This window comes from Corynebacterium genitalium ATCC 33030, assembly GCF_000143825.1.
In the GTDB taxonomy this organism is placed as follows: Bacteria; Actinomycetota; Actinomycetes; order Mycobacteriales; family Mycobacteriaceae; genus Corynebacterium; species Corynebacterium genitalium.
The window spans coordinates 1,475,764-1,496,872 of the sequence record NZ_CM000961.1 but is presented as its reverse complement, the minus strand read 5'-3'; the positions used below and the strand labels follow the sequence as shown (position 1 = coordinate 1,496,872).

Below are 21,109 nucleotides of genomic sequence, written 5' to 3'. Positions count from 1 at the left end.
GGTTACTATCCGGCGTACGGGCTGGTGGCCATGACGGAACCGTCGGCAAGCGTACTGATGAGGAAGTCGTCGAAAAGCGCTGGTGCTTGCTTTTTAAGAATCTCTAAGCACGCGATGGCGAGCGCGCGGATTTCCACGTCAGCGTGTTCACTGGCGCGCGCCGCAATGAAGCCGCGCCAGGCGCGGTAGTTGCCGGTGACCACGAAGCGCGTCTCAGTGGCATTCGGCAGGATCGCGCGCGCGGCCTGGCGGGCCTTCTTCTTGCGCAGCAGCGCGTTCGGCTCGTCCTCAGTGTTCTCCTCCAGCGCGCCCAAAAGCTCCTCGTAGACGAAGCGCGATTCATCGACAGCGGCGAGGAAGATGCGTTTGAGATCCGCGTCGTCCGCGATGGCGTCCGGGATGACCACATCTGCTTCAGCGGCAGGCACAAAGCGCTGGCTCAATTGCGAAAACGACAGGTGGCGGTGGCGCAGCAACTCGTTGCCTGCAGAACGCGACAGCCCGCGGATGTACAGCGTCGCGGTGGCGTGCTCGAGCAACGCGTCGTGCCCCACTTCGAGGATGTGTCGCAGGTACGCGTCGTTGGCAGCGGTGTGCGGGTTGGGCTTGTCGAAGGTCTCGTAACACGCCCGGCCCGCGAACTCCACGAGTGCTTCGGCATCCGTGGCCTGCCCATCCTGCTCCCACGCGACATCCGCTGGCGCCGCAAACGAAGTTGCGGCGATCAGTTGGACATCGAGATTCCTGCTTTGCGTCATTACAGCCCCAGGTAGGAGTCCAGGCCGATCGTCAGTCCCGCATGCTTATCGACGTTCCGAACACCCGTCAACACACCCGGCACGAACGAGTCACGCCCATAGGAATCCTGGCGGATGGTCAGGGACTGGTCGGTGGTGCCGAAGATGATTTCCTCGTGGGCGACCATGCCCTGCATGCGCACGGCGTGCACGTGGACACCGTCGACATCGGCACCGCGCGAACCGTCGAGAGCCTGCTCTGTCGCATCAGGCATCGCACCCATGCCGGCGTCCTTGCGGGCCTGCGCAATGCCCTGGGCGGTCTTCACCGCCGTGCCCGACGGAGCGTCAAGCTTGTTCGGGTGGTGGTACTCCACGACCTCTGCAGAGTCGAAGAACGGAGCTGCTTGGCGGGCGAACGCCATGGCCAGCACAGCGGAGATAGCGAAGTTCGGCGCGATGAGTACACCGACGCCCTGGTTGGCCTCGAGCCAGGAACGCACCTGGCCGTAACGTTCCTCGTCGAAACCAGTCGTGCCCACCACGGCGTGAATGCCGTTATTGATACAGAACTCCAGGTTGTCCATGACCACGCCCGGGGTGGTGAAGTCCACCACGACCTCAGCACCGTTGTCGGTGAGGAGATCCAAAGAATCGCCTGCGTCAACCTCTGCGACCAGTTCCAAGTCCTCAGCGGCGTTCACACCCGCCACGACTGCCGAGCCCACGCGGCCCTTCGCTCCGAGAACTCCCACCTTGATAGTCATGCGTTGCCCTTTCTGTCGCACTTTGCTTCGTCTGCTTTCTCTGGACCACCTTAGCGCGGCATCGCTGGCCGCCGTTCGCCACCGTTGCGTGCTGTCCCCGGCCCGTCGCAACCGCTCCGGAGTCCGCACCCAGCTAGGCTGTCACATATGAAACACACACCACAGAAGAAGACACATGCCTCAGCGGCTGTCGCTGTCCTCGCGGCGGCTGGTCTTGCTCTTTCTGCCTGCGACACCGGCGAGACCGTTCCAGAACCCCAGATGAGCACCTCCACAAACCCTGATGCCGACGCTGCCGATAAGGACGCGGAGAACTCTGCGACGAAGCCGACAGGAACGGAAGATGGCCAGCAGAACACACTGGGGGCCGCAGACATGCAACCCGGCGCTGACGGCGACTTCAGCACTGAACCCACAGAGCAGTTCGACGGCGACCCCGCGGAACTGCGCACGACCGATATCCGCGTGGGTAGCCACGAGAATTACGACCGCCTTGTCTTCGAGTTCGAAGGAACCGGTCAACCGAGGTTCCACGCTGGATACACGGATGATCCGCGCCAGCATACGTCGGGCAATCCGGTCGAGGTGCCCGGCGATGCGCACTTCGAATTGCTCATCCACGGCACCTCGCTGGATATGACCCCGGACCACAAGTACGCGGGCAAGACCAACCTGGGTTTGGCTAGCGGTGCGGTCGTAGATGTCGTGAACCAAGGCACGTTCGAGGGCGCATCCCAGTACTTCGTGGGCCTGAAGGACACCCGCCCGTACAAGGTGAGCATCCTGGAGAACCCAACGCGCCTAGTCGTCGACTTCGAGAAATAGAAAAACGCCCCGTGGGGCGCTTCTCCGCGATTCCCTCCGACCCGGTTATCAGCCGGATCGGAGGGACTTTGTTTTCGGCTTAGTTCTCGTCTTCGTCCTCAGAGACCGGGACGAGCGAGATCTTGCCGCGGTTGTCGATGTCCGCGATCTCCACCTCGATCTTGTCGCCGACGTTGACCACATCCTCGACGTTCTCAATGCGCTTATCGCCGCCGAGCTTGGAGATGTGCACCAGGCCGTCGCGGCCCGGGGTGAGCGAGACGAACGCGCCGAACGCGACCGTCTTGACCACAGTGCCCAGGTAGCGCTCCCCCACCTTCGGCTGCTGCGGGTTGGCAATCGAGTTGATCTGTTCGATCGCAGCGTCAGCAGCCTCACCGGTAGCGGCGGACACGTAGATCGTGCCGTCATCCTCGATGGAGACGTCAGCGCCGGTGTCCTCGGTGATCTGGTTGATGGTCTTGCCCTTCGGGCCGATGACCTCACCGATCTTGGAAACGGGGACGCGCACCGTGGTGATCTTCGGGGCGAGCGCGCTCATCTCATCCGGGCCTTCGATGACCTCAGCCATGGTGTCCAGGATGGTCTCGCGGGCTTCCTTCGCCTGATCCAGAGCGCTGGCCAAAACGTCGGACGGGATACCGTCGAGCTTGGTGTCCAGCTGCAAAGCAGTGATGAACTCGGACGTACCAGCGACCTTGAAGTCCATGTCGCCGAACGCGTCCTCAGCACCGAGGATGTCGGTCAGTGCCACGTACTTGGTCTCACCGTCGACCTCGCCAGAAACAAGGCCCATGGCGATGCCGGCCACCGGAGCAGCCAGCGGCACACCAGCGTTGTACAGCGACAGCGTGGAGGCACAAACAGAACCCATGGAGGTCGATCCGTTTGAGCCGAGAGCCTCGGAGACCTGGCGGATCGTGTACGGGAAGTCCTCCTTCGACGGAATGACCGGAATCAGGGCGCGCTCGGCGAGAGCACCGTGGCCGATCTCGCGGCGCTTCGGAGAGCCAACCCGGCCAGTCTCACCGGTGGAGTACGGCGGGAAGTTGTAGTGGTGGATGTAGTGCTTGGATGTCTCCGGGTGGAGGGAGTCCAGCTGCTGCTCCATCTTCAGCATGTCCAGGGTGGTCACACCGAGGATCTGGGTCTCGCCGCGCTCGAACAGGGAGGAGCCGTGCGCACGCGGAATGAGCTCGACCTCGACCTCGAGGTCGCGGATGTCGGTGACACCGCGGCCGTCAATACGGAAGCCCTCGGAGAGGATCTTGTCGCGGACGATCTGCTTCATCACCGCGTTGTACGCGGCGCGAATCTCCTTGCTGGCGTCCTCGCCAGCGAAAGTCTCGAGCAGATCTGCCTCGATCTCTTCCATGTACTCGTTGGTCGCGTCATCGCGCTCGTGCTTGCCCGGGATGGTCAAGAGCTTCGACAGCTTCTTGGACGCCTTCTTCTCCACAGCGTCGAAGACCTCGTCGGAGTACGGCGGGAACAGCGGGAAGTCCTGGGTTTCCTTCGCGGACTTGTCTGCCAGAGCGTTCTGCGCCTCGCACAGAGTCTGGATGAAGGGCTTAGCAGCCTCCAGGCCCTCGGCGACGGTGCGCTCGGTCGGGGCGGGAGCGCCACCGTCGATAAGCTTCACGGCGTTAGCGCCCGCACCTGCCTCGACCATCATGATCGCGACATCCTGGACCTTCTTCCGGCCCTTCTTCTTTTCCACAATGCGGCCGGCAACGACCATCTCAAACACAGCGGCTTCGTGCTGCTCGTGGTTCGGGAACGCGACCCACTGGCCCTCCGGGTGCTGGTCGTCGGCGATGAGCGCCATGCGCACACCACCGACAGCGCCCGAGACCGGCAGGCCGGACAGCTGCGTTGCGGCGGATGCACCGTTGATGGCAACGACGTCGTAGTACTCCTCCGGGTTCCAGCTCATGACCGTGACCACAACCTGCACCTCGTTGCGCAGACCCTTCACAAACGTCGGGCGCAGTGGGCGGTCGATCAGGCGGCAGGCCAGAATAGCCTCGGTGGAGGGACGGCCCTCGCGGCGGAAGAAGGAGCCCGGGATCTTGCCCGCGGCGTACATGCGCTCTTCCACGTCGACGGTCAGCGGGAAGAAGTCAAAACCCTCGCGCGGCTGATTAGATGCGGTCACAGTGGACAGCAGCATCGTGTCATCGTCGAGGTAGGTCGTCACCGACCCGCCAGCCTGGCGTGCCAGCTGGCCCGTCTCAAAACGGATGGTGCGCTCACCGAAGTCACCGTTGTCCAGAACAGCGACGGATTCGGTGATCCCGAACTCCTCGTCGACATTGACCTCAACAGCGTTGTCCGGGGTGTGCTTGTTCTTGCTCAAAAGATCCCTTTCTGGGGGGTTGATTCGGCGATCATCGGTGCCGCCGCATGTTTGACTTGCAACACCCCGGCATACTACCAGGTGGGCATGAAAAATGCCCAGTTCAGACGAACTGGGCACGAGGCGCTGTGCACTTCAGCGCGTGGGCTTAGCGGCGCAGCCCCAGGCGAGCGATGAGGTCACGGTAACGCTCAACGTTGTTCTCGCGCAGGTACTTCAGCAGACCGCGGCGGCGACCGACGAGCAGCAGCAGGCCACGACGGGAGTGGTGGTCGTGCTTGTGGGTCTTCAGGTGCTCGGTCAGGTTGTTGATGCGCTCGGTCAGCAGTGCGACCTGAGCCTCCGGGGAGCCGGTGTCGGTCTCGTGGACGCCGTACTCCTTGAGGATTTCAGTCTTCTTCTCAGTGGAAAGAGCCATGAGTGTTTCTCCTTGTTTGTTTCAGTCCGCAATCATCGGATCTAGCCGTGGGAAGGACTGCTGCGGACCACAGTCGTTGGTTTCACGGCCGAATGAGCATGTTAACGCACGTGCCGCGCGAGATCCTAATCGCCACTGCGCGAGGAGTTCGCGGCAAGCGCGGTAATGCGCCGCATGAACTCATCCAAGAAGCGCTGCTTATCGACGCCAACAGCAACCCGCGCCGTCTTCTCCTCGTCATTCAGCCGGGTCTCGTCGCCGATTGTGCGGCCGCGGGTCTCCCCTTCTGTGTCGACCTTGAGGTTGATGTCGATGGTGGTCACCAGCGACGGGTCAATCGCCACACCGACAGCCAGCGGGTCGTGCAGGCCGCAGCCACCCAGGTGCGGGGCCGTGGTGTCGTAGGCCTTGATGTAGTAGTTCGTGGCAGCGGCTAAGAAGTCTCCGCCCGGGGTGCCCAGTGCTTCCCACTTCGCGGTCTCTTCGTAGGTGAGCAACGTCTGCAGGGTGACGTCCAGGCCGATCATGGTGACGTCCTTCGCCCGGCGGAAGAGCAAATCAGTAGCTTCGGGGTCCTGGTTGACGTTCGCCTCGGCCCACGGTGCCACGTTGCCGGGGACGGTCAGCGCACCGCCCATCATGACAATGTGGGCTTTCTCAGCGAAGGTCTCACTCGCCTCAATCGCTGCGGCAATCGTCGTCGACGGGCCTGTCGGGACAATGACCAGGTCGTCTCCGTACTGTTCCACCGACTCCACGAGGAAGTCCACCGCGGACTTTTCCTCCACCGAGCGAGTCGGCTCCGGCAGCTGAGCCTCGCCCACGCCGTTGACTCCGTGGATGAACTCGGAGATCTCCAGCACCTCAAAGGAGTCCTTCACACGCGCGTGGTCCGGTCCCGCAAAGACCGGCACGCCGGTGCGGCCGAACAATTCGAGGATGGCAAGGGAGTTGCGCACACCGGTGTCCACCAGCACGTTGCCATAAGTGCCGGTCACACCGATGAGGTCGACTTCCTCGGAACCGAGGGCGTACGCCAAGGCGAGCGCGTCGTCGATGCCGGTGTCCAGATCCAGAATCATCTTTTTGCTCATGGGACACCACACTAGCCGTTAGGCGCAGGCGAGCTAGGAAAGAATGTCGCGGACCCGTGCGACATCGCGGGCCATGTTCTCCAGTAGTTCGTCGACAGAGTCGAACTTGACCATGTCGCGCACCTTGGCAATGAACTCCACGCGGGCGAGACGGTCATAAAGGTCGGCATCGCGGTCGAGGACGAACGATTCGACGCTGCGGCGATCGTCGCCGAAGGTCGGGTTAGTGCCCACCGAAATCGCAGCCGCATAGCGGATTCCAGGTTCCATGTCCCCGTCGAGAGGTGAGGAGTCGAGGACAGTGAACCAGCCGGCGTAGACCCCGTCACCAGGCACAGCACCGGTATCGGCGACGTACTGGTTCGCTGTCGGGTAGCCCAGTTCGCGCCCGCCGCGGCCGGCACCGCGCTCCACCGGGGCGGTGATGGAGAATTCCCTCCCCAGGAATTCGGCTGCCCCGGCGACGTCACCGTCGCGCAAGGCGGAGCGGATGGAGGTGGAGCAGATGCGGGCGGATCCGTCGAAAAGCAAGGAAACGACATCGACGTCGACGCGGTACTTTTCACCGAGCGCCAGCATGGTCTGCGCGGTACCGGAGGCGCCTGCGCCGAATGTGAAATTCTCGCCGACGACAACGCGGGAGGCGTGCAGCTTATTGACGATCACCGACTCGAAGTACTCCTCCGGGCTCTCTCCTGCGAGCTCCCGGGTGAAGTCGATGACGAGCATGTAGTCCACTCCGAGGTCCGCGATGAGACGAGCGCGCTCGGCGAGCGGAAGCAATACAGGCGGTGTCTGGTCGGGCGCGAACACGGCGACGGGGTGCGGGTCGAACGTCATGACCACGCTGGGCACTCCGGCCGCTTGGGCGTGCTCGACCGCCCGGTTGATCAGCATCTGGTGGCCGCGGTGCACACCGTCGAACACGCCGATGGTGACTACCGGGTCCTTAAGATCAGCGGGAATGTCCTCGAGCCCAGACAAAATATCCACCCGCGCCAGAGTAGTGCATAGGGTTGGATCCATGAACTCTGATGCGCAGACCGCCAACCACACCGATCCGCTGGCGAATTCCGGCATTGTCGTCGTGGATAAACCGGCAGGAATGACCAGCCACGATGTGGTCGCGCAGCTACGCAGGTTCTTCGGAACGCGCAAGGTGGGACATGCGGGAACGCTCGACCCGATGGCCACTGGTGTGCTGGTCGCGGGCATTGAGCGCGGCACGAAGCTGCTTGCGCACCTGGTGGCCGATGACAAGGTCTATGCGACCACGATCCGCCTCGGTGCGTCCACCACGACCGACGATGCCGAGGGCGACGTCCTCGCTGAGACCGACGCGTCCACGCTCACCGACGAACAGATCATGGAACAGGTCACTGCACTCACCGGGGAGATCATGCAGGTGCCGTCGAAAGTCTCCGCCATCAAAATCGACGGCAAGCGCGCCCACGAGCTCGTCCGCGAAGGCAAAGAGGTGAACATCCCGGCGCGGCCGGTGACAGTGTTCTCTTTCGACGTCGCCGGCATCCGCCGCGAGGGTTCCTTCGTCGACGTGGATGCACGGGTGCACTGCTCTTCGGGAACGTATATCCGCTCGCTCGCCCGGGACATGGGCGAGACGCTCGGAGTGGGTGGGCACCTGACGGCGCTGCGCCGTGAAGCAGTCGGCCCTTTCACGTTGGAGCACGCGCGCACGCTCGAGCGGCTCGAGGACTCCCCCGCGTTGTCGCTCTCGCTCGATGAAGCACTCACCGCTGCGTGGCCTGTCCTGAACGTCACCGCTGACGAATTCGCTGCGCTGGCCATGGGCAAGTGGCTCGAGCCGCGCGGGCTCGACGGCGTTCACGCCGCTGTGGGACCGGATGGCCGCGCCGTGGCGCTTGTCCGCGAAAAGGGCAAGCGCTTATCGACGCTCTTTGTCGCCCGTCCCTCGACGCTGTAACGCCGGCACGAACGTCGAGGCGTAGACGTACCCTCCGCGCACGACCCACCGGCCGCGGATATACGGGACCGGAGTGGGCCGCACCAGGAGGTACGCGATGAAGGTGCCGTCGGAGCGGATTTCGATCTCGGCATCTTCGAAACCGAGCCACTGCCGCGCCATGGGGAACCACGCCTTATAGGTCGCTTCCTTCGCGCAGAACAACAGGCGGTCTGCCCACGCAATGCCCGCAGACTTTTGCTTATCCACCCAGTGGCGTTCGGTTGAGCGTGCGATCTGGTCGAGCACGCCTTCGGGCAACGGCTCGGCGGGCTCAGCGTCAATGCCGACGGAGAGCAACTCGCTCGACGGGGCGGCGACGGCAACGCGCAAACCTTCCGTGTGGGTAAGGGAGCCTGTGTAACCGTCTGGCCACAGCGGCATTCCCTTCTCACCCTTCAGGATCGAGCCCGCCGATTCCAACCCGAGCTCCTGCAGCGCGCGGTGAGCGCACCAGCGGGCATCGCCGAACTCACTCTTCCGAATGTCGACGGCCCGGCTGACCACCACCCTCTCCTCTGGATGCAGGTCGTTGTAGTTGGTCAGGTCGGTGGTCTCTGCGGTGTCGTCGATCCGCATGTACACCACCCGCGCCGGGTCAGGGAACAGCTCTTTGTCGATCACTGCTGCACCTCCATCACCGGGTACGGCCACGTGGGACGGTTGGTCTGACGCTTCCATTCTTCGGGGTAGCCGAGAGAGACCTCGATGTGGTCGACGTCGTCGATCCGCTGCACGCCGGGCATGTGCAGGTGACCGTAAATGACAGCGCGCGCGTTGTAGCGCTTGGCCCAGCCGCGCGTGTGCCGGGTGCCGCACCACAGCGCGATCTCACGGAACATCATGTAGTTCGTCGGTTCCTGCACCAGGGGCCAGTGGTTGACCAGGATGGTCTCGCCTTCAATGCGCGACAGCCGGCGGGTGGAGTACGCCAAGCGGTCCCAGCACCACGCACGAATGTCGACAAACGGCGCGATAGCCACTTCGTCAGTCAGTACGATCTGCTGCGCGTGCGCCGACTCGAGCGCTTCCTCCACAGTCATGGTGGGCATGCGGAACGAGTAGTCATACAGCGTGAACAAAGGCACGATGGTCACGCCCCCGAAAACGGGGTACGGGTCCTCCGGGGTGATCACACCTAAAGCACGCAGCTTTGCGACGAGATCCGCGTACTTCTCCCTCCCCTTGTACCTATCCATACTGCGGCTGAAGAGTTCATGGTTTCCCGGAACCCATACGACAGTGTCGAACCTCTCAGCGAGTTTCGCCATGACACGAACCACCAGGTCAGTGCGCTCGGCGACGTCGCCGGCAACGATGAGCCAGTCGGAGGGATCCTGCGGCTGGATTTCATCTAGCCATGGCCGGTTCGCTTTCACAGTGAGGTGAAGGTCCGAAACTGCCCACAGCGTGCTGGTCGTGCTGGTCGCGGTAGTCATGGTGAGTTCACTCTAACCGCTGCTCACTGCGCCCACCGCATCGACGTGAAACGCCAGATGACACCAGCGAGCCGGATCGCGATCATCGCGGCCAACCCCGCCCAGATTCCTGTCAGACCAGTGCCAGCCCAGTAGGCGATGAGTACGCCGGGCAGGAATCCAAGGAGCACCGAACCGATGGTGAGGTTGCGTAGGAACGCCGCATCGCTGGCGCCGAGCAGCACGCCGTCGAGCGCGAAGAGCACTCCGCCTGCCACGATCATGGCGATGAGCAGCCACCACGGTGTGGCCATGACGTCGAGAACAGAAGCGTCCGTGGTGAATAGCCCGCGGATCAGCGGCCCACCGATGGCGAAGACAGCGGCGAGGAGGAACGCGAACCCGGCGGAGAGTTTGGTCACCTGCTCCCCCACCCGGCGCGCGTCCTGCACCCGGCCGGTGCCCAGCGCGGACCCCGTCATTGTCTGGGCGGCAATCGCCAGCGAGTCGAGCACCAGGGTGAGGAAGTTCCACAACTGCAGCATGATCTGGTGCGCCGCCAACGCAGCGACACCCACGCGCCCTGCCACCGCCGCTGCGGAGACGAAAGCCACCTGGAACGACAGAGACCGCAGGATCAGGTCACGTCCGAGCACCAGCTGGCGGCGGATGACCGCGAAGTCGGGAGCCCACCCGCCGTTGTGGGACCGGGTCAGCGCAATAAGGAATCCTGCGGCCGTAATGCCCATGCCGATCACATTCGCCCACGCCGACCCCACGAGCCCGAAGCGGTTGACCAGCAGCGGCAGCGCCGCCGCGCCGGGGATGAGTCCGCACAGGGTCAGATAGAACGGCAGCTTGGTGTTCTGGATCCCGCGCAGCCAGCCGTTGCCCGCCATGATGATCAACGTCAGCGGGATCGCGATGGCGGCGACGTGCATCCAGTTCGCAGCAAGGTCTGCGGTGGCGGAGTCGTTGGTGAGGAACAGCGCGATCGGGCGGGCGAACAGCCACACGATGGTGGCCAGCAACAACCCGACCCCCATGGCCACCCACGTCGCCTGGACGCCTTCGGCCACGGCATCTTCCTTCTTCCCCGCACCGTAGAACCGGGAGGAACGCGCCGTGGTTCCGTAAGAGAGGAACGTCAGCTGCGTGGTCACCGTCGACTGCACGGTCGCGCCGGCGGCAAGCGCAGCGAGCTCACCTGCTCCCAGCCGGCCGATGACGGCTGTGTCCAGCAAGAGATACAGCGGGTTGGCCGCAAGCACACCAAGCGCAGGCAGCGCCAAAGCGAGAACTCGGCGCGCAGTGACAGTTTCAGCAGGCGATTCAACCACAGGTCACAGCGCCGTCGCGTCGAGGGCAGCCACGGTCGCGTGCAGCGCATCGATAGCGTCTGCGACAGGACCGCGGGCCGAATAACCGGCCGCCGGGATATGTCCGCCGCCGCCGTGCACTGCAGCGATCTCGGCGACATTCACCACGCTGGAGCGCAGCGACACCGACCAATAACCGGGGTGGAGCTCCTTGAACACCACACCGATGTCGCTGCCGGTCAGCGCGCGGGAGTACTCGATGATGGATTCCACAGCGGTCTGGTTCATGCCGTGCAGATGCTCGTCATCAATAGCCAGCACCGACATGGTGTGGTGGCCGGCCACACGGGTCTCCATTCCGGCCATGACAGCACCCATCAAGCGCAGATCCTCAGCAGAGACCGCATCCATGAGCGCCATCGCGGCAGAGCGCGGTTCCACGCCCAGTCCCATCAGCTCAGCGGCGAGCAGGTGCATCCGCGGGGTGCCCCAGCGGAAACTGCCCGTGTCGGTCACCAAACCGGCGTACAGACAGTAAGCCATCTCCGGGGTGATCTCCACACCCAAATGCCCGAACAGCTCGCGGATGATCACGGTCGTGGACTCCGAGGGCAAGACCAAGTTCATACTTCCAAAGCCTGGGTTGGACTCGTGGTGGTCAATGACCACGACCCGGTCACGCTCCTGCTGGATCACCGAGCGGTAAGACCCAGTGCGGTCAATTGAAGCGCAATCAGTGGTCACCACCAAGCCGTCTGCGGGCAGTGGCTCGCCGAGGATGACATCGGTGACACCCGGGATCGTCGCCAAGTTCTCCGGGATCTCCTCGTGCTGGCCAATGCGCACCGTCGCCTCCACGCCGATCGACTGCAGACCGAGAGCGAGCGCCGATGCGGACCCGATGGCGTCTGCGTCCGGGCGGATATGGGTCACCACGTGCACGACGGGAGCTTCGCTCAGGCGCTGCGCAACCGCGGCGAACTGGCCTTCACCCGGCGCGAACAAACCGGGCATTGCGGCCATTACTCGTCCCCCGCTCGGGTCTTGTAGGGGTCAGCGGCACCAGCAGGCTGCGCGTTCTTTTTCAGCTCCGCGAGCTCTTCGTCGCGCGCGCGGGCACGGGCCAGCAGCTCTTCCATGCGTGCCGACGCCTCCGGAACCGTGTCCAGCTCAAACGTCAACGTCGGAGTGAACCGAACGCCCAGCTCCTCACCGACAATCTTGCGTAGCTGTCCCTTGTGGCGGGTGAGTGCCTCTGCAGCAGCGTCGTAATCAGGCTCATCATCAATGCCCTCGCCGCGCACCGTGTAGTACACCGTCGCGTCGTGGAGGTCACCGGTCACACGGACATCGGTCACTGTGACAAGCTCCAGCCGGCGATCCTTGATCTGGCGCTCAATAGCGCTAGCGACAATCGTCTGGATCCTTTTAGCTAGTCGTTGTGCGCGCGTGTTATCCGCCACAGTAACCACTCCTTGACTCACGTTGAGCTGCCGTCAATTCAAGCCACCACTCTACCCCGCGCATGCACAACGCCCCGCGCGAGAGGGGTCTCTCTCGTCGCGGGGCGCTGCCGGGGAATCGTCGATAAGCAATTATTGCTTTTCGACGTTACGTGCGCGGCACCTCGACCATCTCGTAGGTCTGGATGATGTCGTCGACCTGAATGTCCGGGTAGGACAGGACCATACCGCACTCGTAGCCCCTGGCCACCTCGGTGACATCGTCCTTCTCGCGGCGCAGCGAATCGATTGTCGCGTCCGGTGTGATGACGTTGCCGTCGCGGACCAGACGGACCTTGGCACCGCGCTTGACCGAACCCTCGGTGACCATGCAACCGGCGATGAGGCCGACAGCGGAGGCCTTGAAGATCTGGCGGATCTCCGCCGCACCCAGGTCGCGCTCCTCGTAGATGGGCTTGAGCATGCCCTTGAGAGCGGCCTCGACATCGTCGATGACCTGGTAGATAACGGAGTAGTAGCGGATCTCCACGCCCTCGTCGTTGGCTTCCTCGGTGGCCTTGCCTTCGGAGCGGACGTTGAAGGCCACGATGACAGCGTCGGACGCCGCAGCCAGCGAGACGTTGGTCTGGGTCACAGCACCGACACCGCGGTCGATGATGTTGACCTCCACCTCGTCGTCCACCTCGATCTTGAGCAGAGCCTCCTCGAGGGCTTCCACCGAACCGGCGTTGTCGCCCTTGAGGATGAGGTTGAGGGTGCTGGTCTCCTTGAGCGCCTGGTCCAGGTTCTCCAGGGAGACGCGCTTCTTGCGGCGGGCCTGCATCGCGGCGCGCTGACGTGCGTCACGCTGTGCAGCGATCTGGCGCGCGACACGGTCGTCTTCCACCACGAGCAGGTTGTCGCCGGGGCCGGGAACGCCGTTGAGACCCTGGACCTGAACCGGACGGGACGGGCCAGCCTCCTCAACGTCATTGCCCCACTCGTCGACCATGCGGCGCACGCGGCCGAAGTTGCCGCCGACGACGATGGAGTCGCCGACGCGCAGGGTACCGCGCTGAATGATCACCGTGGAGACAGGGCCGCGGCCGCGGTCCAGGTGGGACTCGATGGCCAGACCCTGAGCGTCCATGTCCGGGTTCGCAGTCAGCTCGAGCGCTGCATCGGCGGTGAGCAGGACGGCTTCGAGAAGCTCGTCGATGCCCGTGCCCTGCTTTGCCGAGATGTCGATGAACATCGTGTCGCCGCCGTACTCTTCCGGAACCAGCTCGTACTCGGTGAGCTGGCCACGGATCTTGTCCGGCTGGGCGTCTTCCTTATCCACCTTGTTCACAGCCACCACGATCGGCAGCTCCGCTGCCTTGGCGTGGTTGATGGCCTCCACCGTCTGCGGCATGACACCGTCGTCGGCTGCGACCACCAGGATGGCCAAGTCGGTCGACTTCGCACCGCGGGCACGCATCGCCGTGAAGGCCTCGTGACCCGGGGTATCCAGGAAGGTGATCTTGCGCGGCTCGTCTTCCAGGGTGACCTCGGTCTGATAAGCACCGATGCCCTGGGTGATGCCGCCGGCCTCACCCTTACCAACATTGGCCTGGCGGATGGAGTCCAACAGGCGGGTCTTACCGTGGTCGACGTGACCCATGACGGAGACCACCGGCGGGCGCTGCTCGAGAGCTTCCTCGCCACCTTCGTCCTCCCCGAACTGCAGGTCGAAGGACTCGAGAAGCTCGCGGTCCTCGTCCTCCGGGGAGACGATCTGCACCTCGTAGTTGATCTCCGCACCCAGCAGCTGCAGTGTCTCCTCAGACACAGACTGGGTCGCGGTGACCATCTCACCGAGGTTGAACAGAGCCTGCACGAGGCTCGATGCCTCGGTGCCGATCTTCTCAGCCAGGTCGGTCAGAGTCGCACCCTGACGCAAGCGGACGGTCTTGCCGCCGCCGTCGGGCAGGCGAACGCCACCAATGACGTTCGGTGCGTGCATCTCCTCGTACTCGGCCCGCTTCTGGCCCTTGGACTTACGGCGCTTGCCCGGTGCACCACCGGGACGACCGAATGCACCGGCGGTACCGCCACGGCGCCCACCGCGACCGCGGAAACCGCCGCCGGGACCACCGGGACCACCAGGTCCGCCACCGGGACCGCCGAAGCCGCCACCGCGGCCACGACCACCGGCGCCTTGTCCACCGCGGCCGCCCGCACCGCCGCCGCGCTTACCTGCGGCGCGGGACGGCATCTGTGCCGGGTTCGGGTGGTTCGCCATATCTGCGGGGCTCGGAGCTCCTCCGCCGCCACCGGGACGTGCGCCCGGGCGCGGTGCGCCTTGGCCGCCGCTGCGCTGGCCCTGGCCACCGCCGCGCTTCTGCTGGCCGCCGGGGCCACCGCCCGGACGCGGCTGCGGGCGCGGACCGCCTGCATTCGAGGAGAACGGGTTATTGGCCACGCGGGGGCGGCCACCCGGCTTCGGCATCGGACGCGGCATGGCGGATCCAGCATCGCCCTCACCAGGCTTTGCGCCCGGCTTCGGGCCGGGCTTCGCAGCCGGCTTCGGTGCGCCAGGCTTCGCCGCTGCCGGCTTCGGAGCGGGCTTGTCCGCAGGTTTCTCAGCAGCCGGCTTGGACGCGGGCTTGGGTGCCGCGGGCTTCGGCCCCGGCTTCGCGGCGGGCTTTGCAGCTGCCGGCTTCGGCGCGGCAGATTCAGCCTGAGCGCTGTCAGACTTCGGGGCAGCCGGTTTCTTCGCGGCAGGCGTCTTGGCGGCAGGCTTCGCCGCCGGCTTAGCAGCCGGTTTCTTCGCAGCCGAATCGGCCTTGGTGTCCTTAGCATTCTTCGCGTCGCCGCTGTCTGCGCCGCCGCGGGCCTCATAAACCGCCTTCATCTTCTTCACCACCGGCGGTTCGATGGTGGAGGAAGCGGTTTTGACGAACTCGCCTTCCTCCTTCAGGGTGGCGAGCAATTCCTTACTTGTTACGCCGAGCTGCTTCGCAAGCTCGTGAACGCGTAGCTTTCCGGGCACGTGTCTCCTCGTGGTTGGGCTAGAGACGGGCCGCTGCTACGCGACCGGACTCTAGACGATGGTCATGACGTTCATCGCTGATGCATTTTCTGCTTCATGGTTGAAGACTCATCAGTTCTTTAGTCCTTTTCACTTACGTACTTCCGTACATCGCTTGTGTCCACTTGCGCGGACACGCGGAGAGCCCGCCCGAAGGCGCGGCGTTTCTCCGCCAGCTCAAACGCTTCCAGCGTGGGGGTCAGCCACGCACCGCGGCCCGGCATGGACCGCTTCGGGTCCGGGACGATCCGCGACGGATCATCCGGGGCGACGACCACACGGAGAAGGCGAGCATCCGGCAGTGCACGGCGTGTGCCAATGCACGTCCGGATAGGTACATGTTTTTCGCTCATACTCCCTTGTGCGGCCCCGACCCCGCACGGGCGTGCGGGAAAGAAGCCAGTGTCCTACCTTACGCCACCCAGGCAGAAAACTGTTACTCAGCCGCTATTGCCCAGCGCTGAGGTCTGCATCGGAGTGAATGTCGATCTTCCACCCCGTCAGTCGGGCCGCCAGGCGTGCGTTCTGGCCCTCGCGGCCGATGGCGAGCGAGAGCTGGTAATCCGGCACGACCACGCGGGCTGTTTGCGCGTCGTGGTCGACCACGTCCACCCGCACGACCTTCGATGGTGCAAGCGAGTTACCGACGTACACAGCCGGGTCGTCGGAGTAGTCGACGATATCGATCTTCTCCCCACCGAGGGACTCCATGATGTTGGTGACCCGGGCGCCGCGCGGCCCAATACATGCGCCCTTGGCGTTGATGCCCTTGGCCACACCCTTGACAGCCACCTTTGAGCGGTGACCGGCCTCGCGGGCAATCGCGACGATCTCGACAGAGCCGTCAGCGACCTCAGGGACCTCAAGGGCAAACAGGCCGCGCACGAGCTCCGGGTGCGTCCGCGAGAGGTTGACGGTGGTCCTGCGGTCACCGCCGGAGACACCGACGACATAGCACTTCACGCGGTCGCCGTGCTCCAGCTTCTCGCCCGGAATCTGCTCCGCAGGCAAAAGAATGCCGTCTTGGGGGTCAGATTCCGTACCCAGTTGCACCACGACGATGCCGCGCTCGTTCGCGCTGGCGTCGCGCTGGACGACACCGGAGACGACCTGACCTTCCAGCTCCGAGTACGCACTGTAAGCACGGTTGTCGGCGGCCGTGCGCATGCGCTTGAGGATCGCGTCGCGCACCGCTTGCGCACCCACGCGGGAAAAGTTCACCGGGGTGTCGTCATACTCGGAGATGACGTTGCCGTCGTCGTCGAGCTCGCTGACCATGACGGCCACGGCACCGGTCTGCGTATCAATGTCGACACGAGCCTTCGTGCCCTCCCCCGCTGCGCCAGTGCCGAATTCATCTTTGCCCTCGCGGTAGGCGAAGAGCAGCGCGCTGGCGATCGTTCCCAGCAGGTCATCGACGGGGATTCCTGCCTCCGACTCGATCTGCTTCAGCGCGGCAATGTCGATATTCACTTGTCGTCCTTCCTGACTTCAGCTTCTGCACCGGATTGCTCCGCACGGCCCTCCACGTCGGCAAAGCTCATGTTGGACAGTTCAACTTCTGCCTCCGGCGCTGCGTTGAACTCAATTTCTACCACCGCACCCGACACATCCGAAATGGGAGCGACCCGCACGCCCGGTTCGTCGGACTTCTTAGCTGCTGGGCTGATCAACGCGACATTTTCCTCCGCGTCATCGAGCGGGCCAACACGGTAGATGTCACCACCTAGCTTCACGCGGCGCCCCCGGTTGCGCCGCCAGTGACGCGGCTGCGTCAGCGGAAGATCCACGCCCGGAGTGGTCACCTCCAGGGTGTATCCCGCGCCGAAATTGACGGTGCCGGCGGCTTCTGCGGCGTCGAAAAGCTCGCTGAGCTCGCCCGAGACTTCCTCGAGCTGGTCCAACGTCGGTGCTTCGTCAGCCGCGAGAGCGACGACCACCTGCGATTTCTTGCCGGCCTTGACGGTGCGCACAGCCTCTATGTCCAGCCCGCGCGCGTCTGTGACGGGGCGGATGAGCTCTTTCAGTTCTTCGACTTCCGGAAATGCCATGAGAACCACTGTACGGGCGGGCCGGTACAGTCTTCCACGTGAAGTTTTCCCGCACTCTTGCCGCAGTAGCTCTCACCGCGGCGGCGCCCTTGACCGCCTGCTCGCCTATCTACGTCTTCGGCCCCCACCCCGACGGAGACCTGCTCACCCTGGCGCGCCAAGCGGAGGCGGACGCGGGAACGCTCGATGGGGATGCTGCAGGAATGCGCGAGTTCCACGCCCGCCAGCTTTTCGACGAAATCACCCGCCTCTGCGGCACCGACTCCGCAGGTCTTCCTCCCTCATCCTGTGACGTGGAGCGCGGCCCCGGCGAGACGACCGGCGCCAAGGACGATGTGGCAGCGGCGGTCGCCTTGACCGACGCACTCGTCACCCAGAGCGGCAAGCTTCCCGACGAGTCCGTTCCGTTGGTCGTGGCGCAGGCGGTCGACCTCACTGCCAGCCTGGACGCTCCCGAATCCGACGACTGGGATTTCCCGGTGCCGGAGGAACCCATCGCCGACGAGTCCGTGGCAGAGACCGCCGCCGAGCTGATCAAAGAAGAGTATGCCGTTCAGTTCGGCCTCGATCTCGCCTCTGCGTATGCCGACGACAATCTCCAGGCACGCATCGACAATCTGCGTCCGCTTCACGACATGCGCATCGACGCCATGCGCGACGCCTTCCCCGAGCTTCCCCCGCGTGCGCCCGGTTATGAGGTCGACGGCGGAGGCCCCACCAACCCCGGCGAAGCTGCCGCATTTGTGGACAACATCGAAGCCACCCTTGTTGACCGGTGGCGCACAGCTGCCTCCGACGCGTTCACCGAGGATGCCCCGGCCGAGTGGCGCACACTGGTGATCCATTTGGCGGCGCACGCCCAGCGCGCCGCCAACACCGCTTAACCGGCTTAACAGTGGCGGAGTGGCTCAGACCACCAGTGTGAGCTCTCTGTCGCTGATCTCGACAGTCATCCCCGCAGCCTCAGCGATCGCGGCAACTCCTTGAATACCCGTCACCGAATCCGCATCCGGTGCCGATGCCAGCACGCGGGCCAGCTCGCCTTTGTAGTGCTTGTTGAAGTGGCTGACGACCTTTCGGCTGCCGTCCTCCTGCACCGACTCCACCCGCACCGTCACCGCGCCGAGCACCGGCCCGAGCTGCTGGTACGCACCGGAGCGCATGTCCACGACGAAGCCCTGCTCCTGTAAGACATCCGTGATCGCGCTGCCCCAGCGCTTCTTCATGGTGGGGATCGAGTTCTTCTGTGCGGCAGCATCAGTTTTCCGTACAGGCAACTTCGACCCGCCCGAGAGTCGGTAGCGCGGAATCGTGTCCGACCCCATCACCACGCCGAAGAGTGCTGAACCGATCGCGATCCGCGAGACGGCGGGGTCGGTCAGGGTGGCGGCGTCGAGGGCGTCGTAAAGCACCCCGGTGTAGCGGTAGATGGCCGGCATGACAGGGGCGCGCAAAAGCGCTCTGTTCTCCTCGGCCTCTTCACGCTTGGTCGCGGGCAGTTTGAGCGCGGCCATCATCTCGTCGACATCGAGCGCAGCCAGATCCTCCATGATCTCCTGGCGGATCGGATCGAGGCTGGAAAATGACACGTCGAGGCCGTCCGACTCGCCGCCGGGGGCCTTCGTTTCAGACGGTGGGAGCACGATGAGCATGGCCCACACCCTAGCGCTAAACTTGCAGCTTATGATCACACGCCTCTCCACCCTGTTCCTGCGCACGCTGCGCGAAGACCCCGCCGACGCCGAAGTGCCCAGCCACAAGCTGCTGGTGCGCGCTGGGTACATTCGCCGCGCCGCGCCGGGCGTGTACTCCTGGCTGCCGCTGGGGTTGAAGGCCGTGCGCAACATCGAGGAGATTGTGCGCGAAGAGATGAACGCCATCGGCGCCCAGGAGCTGCTCTTCCCCGCGTTGCTACCGCGCGAACCCTACGAGGCGACCAACCGCTGGACCGAATACGGCGACGACCTGTTCCGCTTGCAGGACCGCAAGGGAACGGACATGCTGCTCGGGCCGACGCACGAGGAGATGTTCACCCTCGCTGTGAAGGATCTTTACTCCTCCTACAAGGATTTCCCGGTCACGCTGTACCAAATCCAAACCAAGTACCGCGACGAGGCGCGCCCGCGCGCCGGAATCCTGCGCGGCCGTGAATTCGTGATGAAGGACTCCTACTCTTTCGACATGACCGACGAGGGACTGTCCGAGTCCTACGCTGCTCACCGTCGTGCTTACCAGGCGATTTTCGACCGTGTCGGCCTGAAGTACGAGATCTGCCAGGCTACGTCGGGCGCCATGGGCGGTTCCGCGTCCGAGGAGTTCCTCGCCTACTCCGACAACGGTGAAGACACCTTCGTGGTGTCCACTGCAGGCGACTTCGCTGCCAATGTGGAGGCTGTGCAGACGATCGCCCCTGCAGACCGTCCGGTCGAGGGGCTGCCGGAGGCGGTTGTCCACGAAACCCCGGCGTCCGAAACGATCGAGTCGCTCGTGGATTGGGCCAACTCGGCCGGTGTGAACGTCGAAGACCGTGAAGTCACCGCCGCTGACACGCTCAAGTGCATGGTGGTCAAGATCGATGACCCGCGCGTTGTTTCTGAGGATGGCACGCCTGTCGGACCGCAGCTGACCGGCATCCTCATGCCCGGTGACCGCGCTTTGGACGAGAAGCGCCTTGAAGCCTCGCTCGAGCCCGCGGCGTTTGAGCTTGCCTCCGACGAGGACTTCGCGAAGTCGTCCTTCCTGGTCAAGGGCTATGTCGGCCCGCGCGGCCTCAACGCTAACGGCGTGCGCGTGCTCGCCGACCCGCGAGTGGTGGCTGGCTCTTCGTGGATCACGGGTGCCGATGCTGCGCAGCAGCACGTCGTCGGCCTCGTCGCCGGACGTGACTTCGAGATCGACGGCTACATCGAAGCCGCAGAGATCAAAGAGGGCGACCCCTCCCCGACCGGCAACGGCACCCTTCGCCTGGCGCGCGGTATCGAGCTCGGCCACATCTTCCAGCTCGGCCGCAAGTACACCGAAGCCATGGATGTGCAGATCCTCGACGAGAACGGCAAGCGCGCCGTGCCCACGATGGGCTCCTACGGCATCGGCGTGACCCGCATGCTCGCCGTGATCGCTGAGCAGCTTCACGACGACAAAGGCCTGGTCTGGCCTGTCGAAATCGCCCCCTACCAGGTACACCTGGCGGTGGCGAACAAGGACGCCGCTGCGATGGAAGCTAGCGAGCGCCTCGTCGGCGAGTTCGAGGCCGCCGGTATCGACGTGCTTGTCGACGACCGCCCCAAAGTCTCCCCCGGCGTCAAGTTCAAAGACGCCGAGCTGCTGGGCATGCCGTTCATCGTCATCCTTGGGCGCTCGTTTGCCGACGGCATCATCGAGCTGCGCATCCGCGGCGGCGAGAATGGCGGGGAGATCCTCGAGGTGCCGGCTGACGAGATTGTTTCCCGCGTCCAGGAGCTCATCGCGGCGGCCCGCTAGCCGCTGGCCCGGCCGCCCGCACGCTGGCCCGGCCAGCGAGCCTCGCATGGTTCGCCGATCATGGTTCGCCTTCTAGCGCGACCAGGGGTTTTGCGGAACGGCGAACCATCGAAGGCGAACCACCAACGGCGAACCACCGACC

Annotated in this window: 20 protein-coding genes; 4 read left to right on the top strand and 16 right to left on the bottom strand. The window is 64.3% G+C overall.

The annotated features are described in order from the left end of the window. Window positions 1-5: 5 nt before the first annotated feature. Window positions 6-758, bottom strand: a complete 753-nt coding sequence (thyX, locus tag HMPREF0291_RS07025; protein WP_005289757.1) for an FAD-dependent thymidylate synthase — start codon at window positions 756-758, stop codon at window positions 6-8. Further along, complete coding sequence (gene dapB / locus HMPREF0291_RS07020) at window positions 758-1,504, bottom strand: 4-hydroxy-tetrahydrodipicolinate reductase (RefSeq protein WP_005289755.1); 747 nt, start codon at window positions 1,502-1,504, stop codon at window positions 758-760. Before dapB ends, thyX begins: the two co-directional genes overlap by 1 nt. Window positions 1,505-1,651: 147 nt before the next feature. Here dapB and HMPREF0291_RS11330 point away from each other — a divergent pair, with 147 nt between their 5' ends. Then, window positions 1,652-2,329, top strand: a complete 678-nt coding sequence (locus HMPREF0291_RS11330) for an AMIN-like domain-containing (lipo)protein (protein WP_005289753.1) — start codon at window positions 1,652-1,654, stop codon at window positions 2,327-2,329. A gap of 79 nt (window positions 2,330-2,408) precedes the next feature. Here HMPREF0291_RS11330 and HMPREF0291_RS07010 read toward each other — a convergent pair whose 3' ends face one another. The 4 genes from HMPREF0291_RS07010 to HMPREF0291_RS06995 form a co-directional block, all read right to left on the bottom strand. Further along, on the bottom strand, window positions 2,409-4,712 hold the full coding sequence (locus tag HMPREF0291_RS07010; RefSeq protein WP_050748872.1) for a polyribonucleotide nucleotidyltransferase: 2,304 nt from the start codon (window positions 4,710-4,712) through the stop codon (window positions 2,409-2,411). Between the two features lie 124 nt (window positions 4,713-4,836). Continuing rightward, window positions 4,837-5,106 carry a 30S ribosomal protein S15 gene (gene rpsO / locus HMPREF0291_RS07005; protein WP_005289747.1) on the bottom strand — a complete coding sequence of 90 codons (270 nt, stop codon included), beginning with the start codon at window positions 5,104-5,106 and terminating at the stop codon, window positions 4,837-4,839. Between the two features lie 125 nt (window positions 5,107-5,231). Then, window positions 5,232-6,200: a nucleoside hydrolase gene (locus tag HMPREF0291_RS07000; protein WP_005289745.1), complete on the bottom strand. Its 969-nt coding sequence runs from the start codon at window positions 6,198-6,200 to the stop codon at window positions 5,232-5,234. Window positions 6,201-6,233: 33 nt separating this feature from the next. Further along, a complete protein-coding gene (locus tag HMPREF0291_RS06995; RefSeq protein ID WP_005289744.1) occupies window positions 6,234-7,226 on the bottom strand; it encodes a bifunctional riboflavin kinase/FAD synthetase in 993 nt (330 codons plus the stop codon). On the opposite strand from HMPREF0291_RS06995, the gene truB reads away from it, so the two are divergent. After that, complete coding sequence (gene truB, locus HMPREF0291_RS06990) at window positions 7,225-8,145, top strand: tRNA pseudouridine(55) synthase TruB (RefSeq protein WP_005289742.1); 921 nt, start codon at window positions 7,225-7,227, stop codon at window positions 8,143-8,145. The two genes, HMPREF0291_RS06995 and truB, sit on opposite strands and share 2 nt — an antisense overlap. Here truB and HMPREF0291_RS06985 read toward each other — a convergent pair. From HMPREF0291_RS06985 to rimP, 9 genes are all read right to left on the bottom strand, one after another. Beyond that, the gene (locus HMPREF0291_RS06985; RefSeq protein ID WP_005289741.1) at window positions 8,107-8,808 is read right to left on the bottom strand and encodes a 4'-phosphopantetheinyl transferase family protein; all 702 of its coding nucleotides are present in this window, start codon (window positions 8,806-8,808) and stop codon (window positions 8,107-8,109) included. The genes truB and HMPREF0291_RS06985 overlap by 39 nt on opposite strands. Then, a complete protein-coding gene (locus HMPREF0291_RS06980; RefSeq protein WP_005289739.1) occupies window positions 8,805-9,623 on the bottom strand; it encodes a metallophosphoesterase family protein in 819 nt (272 codons plus the stop codon). Before HMPREF0291_RS06980 ends, HMPREF0291_RS06985 begins: the two co-directional genes overlap by 4 nt. A gap of 23 nt (window positions 9,624-9,646) precedes the next feature. After that, window positions 9,647-10,942 (bottom strand): MATE family efflux transporter, encoded by a 1,296-nt coding sequence (locus HMPREF0291_RS06975; protein ID WP_005289738.1) that lies wholly within the window; start codon window positions 10,940-10,942, stop codon window positions 9,647-9,649. A gap of 3 nt (window positions 10,943-10,945) precedes the next feature. Further along, the gene (locus HMPREF0291_RS06970; protein WP_005289736.1) at window positions 10,946-11,944 is read right to left on the bottom strand and encodes a DHH family phosphoesterase; all 999 of its coding nucleotides are present in this window, start codon (window positions 11,942-11,944) and stop codon (window positions 10,946-10,948) included. Continuing rightward, complete coding sequence (gene rbfA, locus HMPREF0291_RS06965) at window positions 11,944-12,384, bottom strand: 30S ribosome-binding factor RbfA (RefSeq protein ID WP_040423637.1); 441 nt, start codon at window positions 12,382-12,384, stop codon at window positions 11,944-11,946. The genes HMPREF0291_RS06970 and rbfA overlap by 1 nt, the downstream gene beginning before the upstream one ends. A 148-nt stretch (window positions 12,385-12,532) precedes the next feature. Beyond that, on the bottom strand, window positions 12,533-15,397 hold the full coding sequence (gene infB, locus HMPREF0291_RS06960) for a translation initiation factor IF-2 (RefSeq protein WP_005289732.1): 2,865 nt from the start codon (window positions 15,395-15,397) through the stop codon (window positions 12,533-12,535). Window positions 15,398-15,516: 119 nt separating this feature from the next. Further along, window positions 15,517-15,789, bottom strand: a complete 273-nt coding sequence (locus tag HMPREF0291_RS06955; RefSeq protein ID WP_040423635.1) for a YlxR family protein — start codon at window positions 15,787-15,789, stop codon at window positions 15,517-15,519. A 94-nt stretch (window positions 15,790-15,883) separates the two neighbouring features. After that, window positions 15,884-16,909, bottom strand: a complete 1,026-nt coding sequence (gene nusA / locus HMPREF0291_RS06950) for a transcription termination factor NusA (protein WP_005289728.1) — start codon at window positions 16,907-16,909, stop codon at window positions 15,884-15,886. After that, window positions 16,906-17,487, bottom strand: a complete 582-nt coding sequence (rimP, locus tag HMPREF0291_RS06945) for a ribosome maturation factor RimP (RefSeq protein ID WP_040423632.1) — start codon at window positions 17,485-17,487, stop codon at window positions 16,906-16,908. Before rimP ends, nusA begins: the two co-directional genes overlap by 4 nt. Before the next feature lie 38 nt (window positions 17,488-17,525). On the opposite strand from rimP, the gene HMPREF0291_RS06940 reads away from it, so the two are divergent. Next, entirely contained in the window at window positions 17,526-18,371 is an 846-nt protein-coding gene (locus tag HMPREF0291_RS06940; RefSeq protein ID WP_005289725.1) for a hypothetical protein, read from the top strand. Window positions 18,372-18,395: 24 nt separating this feature from the next. Here HMPREF0291_RS06940 and yaaA read toward each other — a convergent pair whose 3' ends face one another. Continuing rightward, entirely contained in the window at window positions 18,396-19,139 is a 744-nt protein-coding gene (gene yaaA / locus HMPREF0291_RS06935; protein ID WP_040423630.1) for a peroxide stress protein YaaA, read from the bottom strand. A gap of 31 nt (window positions 19,140-19,170) precedes the next feature. Between yaaA and HMPREF0291_RS06930 the strand changes: the two genes are divergently transcribed. Further along, a complete protein-coding gene (locus HMPREF0291_RS06930) occupies window positions 19,171-20,967 on the top strand; it encodes a proline--tRNA ligase (RefSeq protein ID WP_040424378.1) in 1,797 nt (598 codons plus the stop codon). Window positions 20,968-21,109 lie beyond the last annotated feature (142 nt).

Bases quoted from the DNA above. Each gene is read 5' to 3' on its own strand.
- thyX (WP_005289757.1), bottom strand. From the start codon at position 758: ATGACGCAAAGCAGGAATCTCGATGTCCAACTGATCGCCGCAACTTCG.
- dapB (WP_005289755.1), bottom strand. From the start codon at position 1,504: ATGACTATCAAGGTGGGAGTTCTCGGAGCGAAGGGCCGCGTGGGCTCG.
- HMPREF0291_RS11330 (WP_005289753.1), top strand. From the start codon at position 1,652: ATGAAACACACACCACAGAAGAAGACACATGCCTCAGCGGCTGTCGCT.
- rpsO (WP_005289747.1), bottom strand. From the start codon at position 5,106: ATGGCTCTTTCCACTGAGAAGAAGACTGAAATCCTCAAGGAGTACGGC.
- HMPREF0291_RS07000 (WP_005289745.1), bottom strand. From the start codon at position 6,200: ATGAGCAAAAAGATGATTCTGGATCTGGACACCGGCATCGACGACGCG.
- truB (WP_005289742.1), top strand. From the start codon at position 7,225: ATGAACTCTGATGCGCAGACCGCCAACCACACCGATCCGCTGGCGAAT.
- HMPREF0291_RS06995 (WP_005289744.1), bottom strand. From the start codon at position 7,226: ATGGATCCAACCCTATGCACTACTCTGGCGCGGGTGGATATTTTGTCT.
- HMPREF0291_RS06980 (WP_005289739.1), bottom strand. From the start codon at position 9,623: ATGACTACCGCGACCAGCACGACCAGCACGCTGTGGGCAGTTTCGGAC.
- HMPREF0291_RS06970 (WP_005289736.1), bottom strand. From the start codon at position 11,944: ATGGCCGCAATGCCCGGTTTGTTCGCGCCGGGTGAAGGCCAGTTCGCC.
- HMPREF0291_RS06955 (WP_040423635.1), bottom strand. From the start codon at position 15,789: ATGAGCGAAAAACATGTACCTATCCGGACGTGCATTGGCACACGCCGT.
- rimP (WP_040423632.1), bottom strand. From the start codon at position 17,487: ATGGCATTTCCGGAAGTCGAAGAACTGAAAGAGCTCATCCGCCCCGTC.
- yaaA (WP_040423630.1), bottom strand. From the start codon at position 19,139: ATGCTCATCGTGCTCCCACCGTCTGAAACGAAGGCCCCCGGCGGCGAG.
- HMPREF0291_RS06930 (WP_040424378.1), top strand. From the start codon at position 19,171: ATGATCACACGCCTCTCCACCCTGTTCCTGCGCACGCTGCGCGAAGAC.